This window comes from Mesorhizobium sp., from assembly GCF_004962925.1.
Classification (GTDB): Bacteria; Pseudomonadota; Alphaproteobacteria; order Rhizobiales; family Rhizobiaceae; genus Mesorhizobium.
Genome location: NZ_SUEO01000146.1, coordinates 1,079 through 11,608 on the forward strand (window position 1 = coordinate 1,079; position 10,530 = coordinate 11,608).

The following is a 10,530-nucleotide window of genomic DNA, read 5'->3' on the forward strand; positions in this document are numbered from 1 at the left end:
GTTGCCGCCGGCGGCACCGTGCTCGAAGTTTCGGAAAAAGTGCTCGTCGCCATCACCCGCCGCGACAACCCGCAAATGGTGGTCGGCGTCTTTTCGCAGAAGTTCTTGCCGCTGAAAGACATCCGCGCTCAAGACGGCGATGTCTGGGTGGCGCTCGACCGCGTGCGCGATCCCGGCAATCTCGGCACCGTCATCCGCACCGTCGATGCCGTCGGCGCCAAGGGCATCATCCTGGTCGGCGAAACCACCGATCCTTTTTCCGTCGAGACCGTGCGCGCCACGATGGGCTCGATCTTCGCCGTGCCCGTGGCCAAGGCCACTCCGGAAGCCTTTCTTGCCTGGCGAAAGAACTTTCCCGGCCTCGTCGCCGGCACACATCTGAAGGGTGCGGTCGATTACCGTTCGGTCGACTTTTCCAAAGGACCGGTGGTGCTGATGATGGGCAACGAACAGCAGGGCCTGCCCGAAAGCCTGGCCGAAAGCTGCGACAGATTGCTGCGGATTCCACAGGCCGGCCGGGCCGATTCGCTCAATCTTGCGGTGGCCACCGGCATTATGCTGTTCGAGATCCGGCGCGGCGCGCTGAAATTTGCCCCGGAGGACGCCAAACCGTGACATCCCAAATGGTGAAATCCCAAACGGCAAAATCATGGTTCCCCTACGTCCTGCTGGTCGCCGCCGCGATAGCGCTCGACCAGTGGGTGAAATACCTGGTCGAGACCGGCCTCGCCTTTCAGGAAAAGGTCGATCTTGTGCCGTTCCTGGCATTGTATCGCACCTACAACACCGGCATTGCTTTCTCGATGTTTTCGTCCTTCGGCGAAACCGGCCTGGTGGTCATCGCCGCTTTCGTCGTCGCTTTCGTGCTCTATCTCGCCTCCCGCACTCCGCCCGGCCACGTGCTGACCCGCATCGGCTTTGCGCTGATCGTCGGCGGCGCGCTCGGCAATCTGTTCGACCGCGCTACCTACGGTCACGTGATCGACTACATCCTGTTCCACACCCCGGTGTGGTCCTTCGCCATATTCAACCTCGCCGACGCTTTTATCGCGGTCGGCGCAGTGCTGGTCGTCTTCGACGAACTCATCGGTTGGCGGCACGAAGCCAAGCCCTCAAGCGATTGACCTGGCCTTCCGCCGCCATACATTGCCCATTCGAAAAGCCCGAGGAGAAGACATGTCCGAAACCTTCAAAGCCATCCTCGTTTCGCGCGACGCCGAGAAGAAACAGTCGGTCGCGGTGACCGACCTCACCGAAGCCGACCTGATGGAAGGCGATGTCACCGTCGCCGTCGAGGCGACGACGGTGAACTACAAGGATGGCCTTGCCATATCAGGCAAGGCCCCGGTGATCCGCCGCTGGCCGCTGGTGCCGGGCATTGATTTCGCCGGCACCGTCATCTCGTCCTCCCATGCCGACTGGCGCAAGGGGGACAAGGTTATATTGAACGGCTGGGGCGTCGGCGAAACGCATTTTGGCGCCTATGCCGAGCGCGCCCGTGTCAAGGGCGACTGGCTGGTGCCGCTGCCTCAGGGCATGAGCCCGCATGATGCCATGGCGATCGGCACCGCCGGCTACACGGCCATGCTTTGCGTCATCGCTCTGGAACGGCACGGCATCGTGCCCGATCGCGGCCCGGTGGTGGTGACGGGCGCGGCCGGCGGCGTCGGCTCGGTCGCGATCTCGATCCTGTCCAGCCTCGGCTATCATGTCATCGCCTCGACCGGCCGCAGCGCTGAAAGCCCCTATCTGATCGACCTGGGTGCTGCGGAAGTGATTTCGCGCGACGAGCTTGCCCAGCCTGCAAAGCCGCTCGCCAAGGAACGTTGGGCCGGCGGCGTCGATGCGGTCGGCAGTCATACGCTGGCCAATGTCCTTTCGATGACCTCCTATGGTGGCGCCGTCGCCGCCTGCGGCCTGGCCGGCGGCATGGATCTGCCGGCGAGCGTCGCCCCGTTCATCCTGCGCGGCGTTTGTCTGCTCGGCATCGATTCGGTGATGGCCCCAAAAGCGGTCCGCATGGAGGCGTGGCGCCGCATCGGCACGGACCTCGACCTCCAGAAACTCGCCAGCCTGTCCACGACCATTGGCTTCGACGGCATCATCGACGCCGCGCACGACATCGTCGACGGCAAGATCCGTGGCCGCGTGGTGGTGGACATCTGAGCTCTGTCGCCTGCCGTTTTTGCACGAAAGATAGGCAAAAACCGCGCGACCGATAAAATTCGAACGATCGGCCGCAATTTTCCATAATCTCTGTCTGGCAAGGATTTCGCATGGTCACGGAATCCGGCATCAGAGAAACGGAGAGCGCCGAAAGCGTCGACGGGATCGGCCCGCAGGCGCCAAGGCGGCAGCATATCGCAGCGCCGCCACTAGCGCCCGAACTGCCCGCTGCCAATCGTGAAGGCCTGCCGTTCCTGACGCTCGTCGCCATCGTCGTGCTGGCAGGGCTGTCGCATCTGACCGGAGCGCCGATCTTCATCACCGTCGGCCTTTTGGCGACTGGCATGGCCGGACTTGCCGTGCATTTGCGTGCCAGGCGCACGGAGCGTCGCACCGTTGCCCTCCTCGGCGAGACCGCAGCTCGCAGCCGTGCCGAGGTCGAGACCCTGGCCGACCGCATGTGGGAGATGCAGGAGAGCGAGGAACGCTTTCGCGGGCTGATCGACGCGCTTGGCGATCTCGTCGTCCACCGCGACCGTGACGGCCACATCGTCTATGCCAACAAGGTTTTCGCCGATCTTGTCGGAAGCGACCAGCGCGACCTTGCCGGCAGGACTCTGGCCGAACTCGGCATCGACGTCGGCATCGTTCCCGATGCCGCTTTTTCCGACCACGAATGCTTAAGCTCCACCGACGTCGCCATTAGCATGCCGAGCGGCCCGCGCTGGTTCTCATGGATCGAACTGTCCGTGCGCGACAAGGAGAGCGGCGCCGTCTCGCATCGCGCCATCGCCCGCGACATTACCGCGCGCAAGCACGCAGAATCGTCGCTGATCACTGCCCGTGAGCGAGCCGAATATGCGAGCCAGGCCAAATCGCGCTTCCTCGCCACCGTCAGCCACGAGATCCGCACGCCGATGAACGGCATCATGGGCATGGCCAGGCTGCTGGCGGACACCAATCTCTCGCCTGAACAACGGACCTATGTCGGCGCCGTATCGACCTCGGCCAGCGCGCTGCTGGCGCTGATCGAGGATCTGCTCGACTATTCCAAGATCGAGGCCGGCCGCTTTGATCCCGAACCGCAGCCAATGTCGGTGCGCGAGATCGCCGACAACATCATCGAACTCCTGGCGGCTCGCGCCTTCGCCAAGAACATCGGCGTTGGCTGCCATGTCGAACCCGACGTGCCGCAGATGATATCAGCCGATCCTGGAAGGGTCAGGCAGGTGTTGCTCAATCTCATCGGCAACGCCATCAAGTTCACCGACAGCGGCGGCGTGCTGGTGACCGTCGCCCGCACCCGCACCGAAACCACCGATCGCATACGCTTCAGTGTCACCGACACCGGTCCCGGCCTGAGCGAAGACGACCTGGAGCGCATTTTCGAGGAATTCGAACAGGTCGATGGCTCGTCGACCCGCGCGCATGGTGGCGCCGGTCTCGGACTTGCCATCTCCAAGCGCCTGGTGACCGCCATGGGCGGCACGATTTCGGTGTCGAGCCGGCTCGGCCAAGGTTCCGAATTCGTTTTCGAAATCCCCGCAATATCGGCCATCGAAACACCGCAGAACCGCCAGAACGCGCTGTCGGGCCGGCGCGCCGTGATCCTGTCGAAGAACGCCATCGAGGCCGAAGCCATCGCGCGCACCATCCGCGCTAATGGCGGCAAGATCGATCTGGCCGCGACCGCCGCCCAGGCAGCAGCCTTCGCCGAAGGCTGCGACGTGCTTCTGGTCGACGCGGCCATGGAGGAGAGCGACGGCAGGTTGCTCAAGCGCCTTCGCCAGAGCGGCTTTGCCGATTGCGAGGCGATCACGCTGATCGCACCGACCGATCGCGGTATGCTGGGCGAGTTCCGCGCCAGCGGCTACTCCACCTTCCTGGCAAGGCCGGTGCGTGGCGAGACGTTGCTGCGCGTGCTTTTGACCAGCAGCGTACCGGCCCTCACCCAGCCACAGGCGGAAGAGCGCGGCGCGCCATCCGCCGTCGCCGGCCGCCGGCAGGGCCTGTCCGTGCTGATCGCGGAGGACAACGATATCAACGCCATGCTTGCCCGGGCTACGCTGCTGAAGGCCGGGCACCGCGTGAAAGTGGTCGGCAACGGCAAGGCCGCCGTTGAGGCCGTCACTGGCACCGGCCACAAGCATCGCTTCGACGTGGTGCTGATGGACCTGCACATGCCCGTTATGGACGGGCTGGACGCCATCGCCGCAATCCGCCGTCACGAGGAGGAAACCGCCGTGCCGCCGGTTCCGATCATGGTGCTGTCGGCGGACAGTCAGGAAAAGACCCGCCACGCCGTGCTTGCCCACGGCGCCAGCGGCTTCGTCACCAAGCCGCTGGATCCCGACGCGCTTGTCCATGCGGTCGAAGGCCAGGTGGCGGCGTGATCCGCCGAGCTTCCCTTCCAAGTCTCCCGGCGTAACATAGCCGGTTGAAGGATTACCCAGCCGACGAAGTATTGCCGGCAACGCCGTATCACGGTACTGTCACAATCCTGTTGCACCTACACCGTATCCCCGTGCCAAGAGGGATGGCTCGAAGGAGAATCACTCGTGCATACAGTTATGCCGGAATGTGACGCTCGGCCGAACGCCAGCGGTGCTTTGCTCACCGGGCGGAACGTCGATGCCGTCATAAAAGGCGAAGCGCTCGGCCGCATAGGCAACCTCGAAGTGCGGCTCGCCCGCAACGAGGCCGAGATCGCGGCCGCGCAGGAAGTGCGTTACCGGGTTTTCTATGACGAGCTTGGCGCCAGGAAGAACCTGTTCCAGGTGCAGGACCGCCGCGACGCCGATCATTTCGATCCGCTTTGTGATCATTTGCTCGTCTTCGACACCTCGCTGTCGGGTCCCGAGCACCGCCGCATTGTCGGCACCTACCGCCTGCTGCGACAGGAAATTGCGGCAGCGGCCGGCGGCTTCTATTCCGAGGGCGAATTCGAGCTGACCAATCTTATCGCCCGCCACCCCGGCCAGCGTTTCCTCGAGCTCGGCCGCTCCTGCGTCTTGCCGGAATACCGCTCGAAGCGCACCATCGAGGCGCTCTGGCAAGGCATTTGGGCCTATATCAACCATTACGGGATCGGCGTGATGACCGGTTGTGCCTCGTTCCAAGGCACCGTGCCGGCGGCGCACGCCGAAGCACTGACCTATCTCGCCCATCACTGCCGGACGAACTCGGCCTGGGACGTGCGCGCGGTCGCCGGGCGCTACTGTTCCATGGATTTGATGCCGATCGAGGCGGTCAACGCCAAGGCCGCGATCGCGGCGATGCCGCCGCTGGTCAAGGGCTATCTTCGCGTCGGCGCGCGCATCGGCGACGGCTGCGTCATCGACCGCGAATTCTCGACGGTCGACGTGTTCGTGGTGATGCCGGTCAAGGAGATCGGCGCCCGCTACGTCAGCTATTATGGCGGGGAAGCCCAGCGCTTCGCCGCCTGAGTAGGGCAGTAGGGGAATAAGGCAGTAGGGGAGTAGGGGGAGAAAAGGCAACGGCCGGAGTAGGCAATTGCTCTACTTTACCGTGCGTAGCGTATTCCCTACTCCCGTACTGCCCTATTCCCCTACTCCCCTAACTTACGCATCCTTCTCAGCTTGCTCATTCACCGGCCCTGGCTCGACCGGCGCCTCACCAGCCACATGCTTGGGGCCGCCCTTGGCAACGCCGACCATGGCCGGCCGCAGCACCCGCTCTCCGATCGAATAACCCGGCTGCACGACCTGGACCACCGTGTTGGCCGGCACCTCCGGATTGGGCACCTCGAACATCGCCTGGTGGAAATTCGGGTCGAATTTCTCACCTTCCGGCTCGAGCTTCTTCACGCCGTGCCGCTCCAGCGCCGACAGCATGGCGCGCTCGGTGAGCTCGACGCCCTCGATCAGCGCCTTGAAGCCGGCATCGCCAGACGCCTTGGTCTCAGCCGGGATCGCATCCAGCGCGCGGCGCAGATTGTCCGATACCGACAGCATGTCGCGGGCGAAATTGGCAACGGCATAGGCACGCGCGTCGTGCACGTCGCGTGCTGTCCGGCGGCGCAGATTCTCCATCTCGGCCGCGACGCGGAGCGCGCGGTCCTTCAACTCTTCGTTTTCCTTCAACAGCCGCACAAGCGCTTCATAGTCGCCGTCGACGCTGCCTTCCGTGTGTTCGGTGGCAGCCCCTGCCGTCTCGGCTTCATCGGGCGCGCGTTCGTCTTTTGCCTGGTCGCTCATCGCCGTTTCCCGTCATTTCGAATGATGTGGATTTTGTGCCCGATATCGAGGTTTGGCGGCCAAAAATCAAGGGGCAAGCGATACTGGAGAGGCCGCCCGCGCTTCGACGACGCATCATGAAGACCTTTCGATATTAATTCAAATTTTACTGTAACCGCCGGCTTTGCTTGCCAAGATGCTGCGATGGGGGAACCATTCGTCTGCTGGAAGAGTTTCGAAGCCGACACAGGATTTTGAGATGACGACCCGCAACAATGGCGACCGCAACAAAAATGGCGCCCCCAACAATGATGAAAGACGTAAAAGGCTCGCGGCCGGCATCAGAAGCCAGTTCGGCACCGAGGCAACGATGCGCTTTCTGCGTGCGCTGCCGGCGTTCCGGACGGAGAACGACATTCCCGATCGGTTCAAGGAACTGCTCGATCGCCTGGACGGCATCGAGAGCAGCGTAGCCGCCGGTGGCCGCCGGCGGTAGACGAACAGTCACCTGTCATTGCGTGCTGCCGGAACCAAAGCATGACCTTCCACATTGCACCACCTTGCGCGTCGCGCGACAATTACGCGCAGTAACTTGGCGTGATCCCTGCCTTGCGGCGACGGAATGGTCCGTCTATGCTTCCTGATGAACATGATTTCCCCCGAAGCTGTGGCGAACAGCAAACGTGCCTGGTTGAAGATCCTGGCGCGCTACAAGACACCTGACAGGCGGCGCAGCGCCGTCGAGCTTGCCATCACCCTTATCCCTTTTGCCACGCTGTGGGCACTGTCCACGGCTGCCTATGCCCATGGTCATTGGTGGGGTCTGATCCTCATCCTTCCGGCCGCCGGCTTTCTGGTGCGGATCTTCATGATCCAGCATGATTGCGGCCACGGCTCCTTCTTCGCCAACCGCACTGCCGACGACTGGATCGGCCGCGGGCTGGGCATCCTGACTTTGACACCCTACGATTGCTGGCGGCGTGCCCACGCAACTCATCACGCCAGCGCCGGCAATCTCGATGAGCGCGGCACGGGCGACATCAGAACGCTGACCGTTGCCGAATACCGGCAAATGTCCTGGCGCGGCCGCCTTGCCTATCGTCTCTATCGCCATCCGCTCGTCATGTTCGGCCTCGGCCCGATTTGGCTTTTCATCTTTGAGCAGCGACTGCCGGTCGGCATGATGCGAGGCGGCCTCACGCCCTGGGTGTCGTCAATGGCCACCAACGTGGCCATCGCGGTCGCCGCCGCTGCCCTCATCTGGTTCGTCGGCCTCGAAGCGTTCCTGGTTGTCCATTTCCCCATCGTCGTCCTCGCCGGTTCCGCCGGCATCTGGCTGTTCTACGTCCAGCACCAGTTCGAAGAGACCGAGTGGGCAAAGGACTCCGAGTGGGAGTTCCAGCATGCGGCGCTGCACGGTTCGTCATATTACGACCTGCCGCCGGTGCTGAACTGGTTCACCGGCAATATCGGCGTCCATCACGTGCATCACCTCTCCGCCAAGGTGCCGTGCTATCGGCTCCAGGAGGTCCTGAGGGACTATCCGGAACTGCGCGAAATCGGCCGCGTCACGCTTCTCGACAGCCTGCGCTGCGTCAAGCTCGCACTGTGGGACGAGAGCCGCAGCAAGCTGGTATCGTTTCGCGAAGCGCGGATGACAGCGTAAAACGCATGACCCCGAAAATCGAAATCGATTTTCGAGGTCATGCGTAGAATCAAAGTCTACAGCGTCCTTTGCGCGTCCCAAAAGGACGCGCGGCGCTGCAGGGCCGCCGCACCACAGCTGCGGCGGGTTTTCCAGGCCCGACTCAAGCCACCTTGCGTTCGTCGCGCATCAGGATCTCGCCGTGGCGAATCTCGGTGCCGAGCACCTTCAGGCATTCGCGCAATATTCTGGGCCACGCCCGTCCGCCGCACATTCGGCCGGATTCACCTGGTGACCGCATTTATTTCGGGGCGCGAAATAATACGCTCCAAAGTGTGAAACACCGAAAATAAAAGACTGAACCTGTAAGGCGGGTCCGACCAGATGCGGCGATCTGCTCGGCGCAGGCGATCAGCCGGCGCGCACCCGCCGCCAGGAATATTTGGGGCCTTTGGCCTCCGGCTTCTCGGTCGGCTGATAGTACAGCGACAGACCGCCGGTGCGGCCTTCCTCGAGCCGTTTCAAAAGCACCGGATGCGACACTTCGAACTCGTCGAAGCCGAGGCGTAGCATATGCGGTAGCTGGTCGACCAGAACCTGCCCGGTGGCGCGGACCGCGCCCTCGAAATGGTAGCGGCTGCGCAGCAATTCGCCCTTTGAGAAGGAACGGCCGTCACTGAACGCCGGGAAAGCCAACGCTACCAGCGATGTCTGGTCGAGCAGGTCTGCAATTTTTTCGAGTTGGTCGCCGGGCTGCAGCAGCACGCCGAGGCGTTCCTTCGCCGACCGGCGCAGCGCCGGGTCGAGGTCGAGAAACACCTGCAGCGGCAGGATGAAGCGGCCGTTGCCGGACAGTGCGTCGGCACTTTCCGCATGGCTCCACTCGTCCTCGCTAAAACCCGTCGGGGTCCAGAGGCGGGTAACAATCTCTGGCGTCGGTTCGGTCATCAAAAATTCCTAAAGCTCAAAAAGATCCTAAAGCGAAGCGTCGGTCAGGGACTTCTCCAGCCCCGACAAATGGATGCCGCATTCGGTCTTGGCGTGCCCTGCCCAGCGGCCGCTGCGCGCGTCCTCGCCCGGCTGCACCGGCTGCGTGCACGGGAAGCAGCCTATCGACAAATAGCCATAGGCGACCAGCGGATTTTCACGCAGCGCATGCGCGCGCATATAGTTGGCCTGGTCAGCGGTCGTCCAATGCGCCAGCGGATTGATGCGGATGCGCGAGCCGACCGCCTCGAACACCGGAAGCGCTGCCCGCGTCGTCGCCTGAAAACGCTTGCGGCCGGTGAACCAGGCGCGGAACGGCTCGACGCCGCGCGCCAGTGGCTCCACCTTGCGGACATCGCAGCAGGCGTCGGTGTCGGTCTCGTTCAGATTGCCGGTCGGATCGATCCGTTCGAGCGCGGCTTCTTCGGGCGTGATCACCCTTATGTCGGTCAGCCCGAAATCGGCAACGAGCGCGTCGCGATAGCCGAGCGTCTCCTCGAAGTGCTTGCCGGTGTCGAGGAAGATCACCGGCAGCGTCCGGTCGATCTTGGCGATCATGTGCAGCAGCACTGCCGAATCCGCGCCGAAGGACGAAACCGCGGCGATTTCACCGTGAAATAATTCCCGGGCCGACCGCTCGATGATCTCCAGCGGCTTCAGATGACCATAGAGCGCATCGAGCCCCGCCGCTTCGGCGGCGATGCCGGCCTCGACGTCGACGATACGATCAAGCGGCCTTGGCTTCGCCAGCATAGAGCGCCTCCTTGAACGGCGCGGGACCGACACGGCGGTAGGCGTCGATGAATTTTTCGTTTCTGTCGAGCCGGAGGCCGAGATAAGTCTCGACGATCTGCTCGATGGCGTCGGTGATTTCTTCCGACGAGAAGCCGCGGCCGATGATCTCGCCGACCGAGGTATTCTCGTCGGCCGAGCCGCCGAGCGTGACCTGGTAGAGTTCGGCGCCCTTCTTCTCGACGCCGAGGATACCGATATGGCCGACATGGTGATGGCCGCAGGCGTTGATGCAGCCGGAAATCTTCAGCTTCAATTCGCCGATCTCGCGCTGCCGCTCGAGCGAAGCGAAACGAAGCGAGATTTCCTGTGCCACCGGAATGGAGCGCGCCGTGGCCAGCGCGCAATAATCGAGGCCAGGGCAGGAGATGATGTCTGATATCAGGTTTGAATTGGCCGTCGCCAGCCCGATGTCGACCAGAGCGTCGTAGACCGCCTTGAGGTCGGCACGCGCAACATGCGGCAGGATCAGATTCTGCTCGTGGCTGACGCGCAGCTCGTCGAATGCATATTTCTCGGCAAGGTCGGCGACCGCTTCCATCTGGCTGTCGGAGGCATCGCCCGGCGCTTCGCCGATGCCCTTGAGCGAGATCGTCACGGCGGCATAATCGGGATGGCGGTGGGTCACCACGTTCTGATCGAGCCATTCCGAAAAGCTCTTGGAATCGAGGCGGGCAAGCTTGACCGCCCCGTCGCCTTCCGGCCGATCGGTCAAAGCCGGCGGCGCGAAATAGGCATCGATGG

General features: G+C 63.1%; 10 protein-coding genes and 1 pseudogene. 7 read left to right on the forward strand and 4 right to left on the reverse strand.

What is annotated here, in order from left to right:
- From E5W87_RS24380 to E5W87_RS24400, 5 genes are all read left to right on the forward strand, one after another.
- A partial coding sequence (locus E5W87_RS24380; protein ID WP_292403331.1) for an RNA methyltransferase occupies positions 1-615 on the forward strand: 615 nt, incomplete at its 5' end.
- Positions 616-623: 8 nt separating this feature from the next.
- Positions 624-1,124, forward strand: a complete 501-nt coding sequence (lspA, locus tag E5W87_RS24385; protein WP_292403335.1) for a signal peptidase II — start codon at positions 624-626, stop codon at positions 1,122-1,124.
- 52 nt (positions 1,125-1,176) lie between these two features.
- The gene (locus tag E5W87_RS24390; protein WP_292403338.1) at positions 1,177-2,166 is read left to right on the forward strand and encodes an MDR family oxidoreductase; all 990 of its coding nucleotides are present in this window, start codon (positions 1,177-1,179) and stop codon (positions 2,164-2,166) included.
- A gap of 110 nt (positions 2,167-2,276) precedes the next feature.
- A complete protein-coding gene (locus tag E5W87_RS24395; RefSeq protein ID WP_292403341.1) occupies positions 2,277-4,559 on the forward strand; it encodes a PAS domain-containing hybrid sensor histidine kinase/response regulator in 2,283 nt (760 codons plus the stop codon).
- A 177-nt stretch (positions 4,560-4,736) separates the two neighbouring features.
- The gene (locus E5W87_RS24400) at positions 4,737-5,612 is read left to right on the forward strand and encodes a GNAT family N-acetyltransferase (protein ID WP_292403375.1); all 876 of its coding nucleotides are present in this window, start codon (positions 4,737-4,739) and stop codon (positions 5,610-5,612) included.
- Positions 5,613-5,747: 135 nt separating this feature from the next.
- Here the strand turns inward: E5W87_RS24400 and grpE are convergent, their stop codons facing one another.
- A complete protein-coding gene (gene grpE, locus E5W87_RS24405) occupies positions 5,748-6,383 on the reverse strand; it encodes a nucleotide exchange factor GrpE (RefSeq protein WP_292403344.1) in 636 nt (211 codons plus the stop codon).
- A gap of 238 nt (positions 6,384-6,621) precedes the next feature.
- Here grpE and E5W87_RS24410 point away from each other — a divergent pair, with 238 nt between their 5' ends.
- Complete coding sequence (locus E5W87_RS24410) at positions 6,622-6,858, forward strand: hypothetical protein (RefSeq protein WP_292403348.1); 237 nt, start codon at positions 6,622-6,624, stop codon at positions 6,856-6,858.
- 147 nt (positions 6,859-7,005) lie between these two features.
- Positions 7,006-8,028 (forward strand): fatty acid desaturase, encoded by a 1,023-nt coding sequence (locus tag E5W87_RS24415; RefSeq protein WP_292403351.1) that lies wholly within the window; start codon positions 7,006-7,008, stop codon positions 8,026-8,028.
- Between the two features lie 390 nt (positions 8,029-8,418).
- Here the strand turns inward: E5W87_RS24415 and E5W87_RS24420 are convergent, their stop codons facing one another.
- From E5W87_RS24420 to E5W87_RS24430, 3 genes and pseudogenes are all read right to left on the reverse strand, one after another.
- Complete coding sequence (locus E5W87_RS24420; RefSeq protein ID WP_292403354.1) at positions 8,419-8,955, reverse strand: DUF934 domain-containing protein; 537 nt, start codon at positions 8,953-8,955, stop codon at positions 8,419-8,421.
- A gap of 27 nt (positions 8,956-8,982) precedes the next feature.
- Positions 8,983-9,747 (reverse strand): phosphoadenylyl-sulfate reductase, encoded by a 765-nt coding sequence (locus tag E5W87_RS24425; RefSeq protein WP_292403357.1) that lies wholly within the window; start codon positions 9,745-9,747, stop codon positions 8,983-8,985.
- Positions 9,722-10,530, reverse strand: a pseudogene (locus E5W87_RS24430) (nitrite/sulfite reductase); the annotation flags it as partial. The gene E5W87_RS24425 and the pseudogene E5W87_RS24430, both read right to left, overlap by 26 nt.

Excerpts from the sequence above, each read along its gene's own strand:
- lspA (WP_292403335.1), top strand. The coding sequence starts at position 624 with ATGGTGAAATCCCAAACGGCAAAATCATGGTTCCCCTACGTCCTGCTG.
- E5W87_RS24390 (WP_292403338.1), top strand. The coding sequence starts at position 1,177 with ATGTCCGAAACCTTCAAAGCCATCCTCGTTTCGCGCGACGCCGAGAAG.
- E5W87_RS24395 (WP_292403341.1), top strand. The coding sequence starts at position 2,277 with ATGGTCACGGAATCCGGCATCAGAGAAACGGAGAGCGCCGAAAGCGTC.
- E5W87_RS24400 (WP_292403375.1), top strand. The coding sequence starts at position 4,737 with ATGCCGGAATGTGACGCTCGGCCGAACGCCAGCGGTGCTTTGCTCACC.
- grpE (WP_292403344.1), bottom strand. The coding sequence starts at position 6,383 with ATGAGCGACCAGGCAAAAGACGAACGCGCGCCCGATGAAGCCGAGACG.
- E5W87_RS24410 (WP_292403348.1), top strand. The coding sequence starts at position 6,622 with ATGACGACCCGCAACAATGGCGACCGCAACAAAAATGGCGCCCCCAAC.
- E5W87_RS24415 (WP_292403351.1), top strand. The coding sequence starts at position 7,006 with ATGAACATGATTTCCCCCGAAGCTGTGGCGAACAGCAAACGTGCCTGG.
- E5W87_RS24420 (WP_292403354.1), bottom strand. The coding sequence starts at position 8,955 with ATGACCGAACCGACGCCAGAGATTGTTACCCGCCTCTGGACCCCGACG.
- E5W87_RS24425 (WP_292403357.1), bottom strand. The coding sequence starts at position 9,747 with ATGCTGGCGAAGCCAAGGCCGCTTGATCGTATCGTCGACGTCGAGGCC.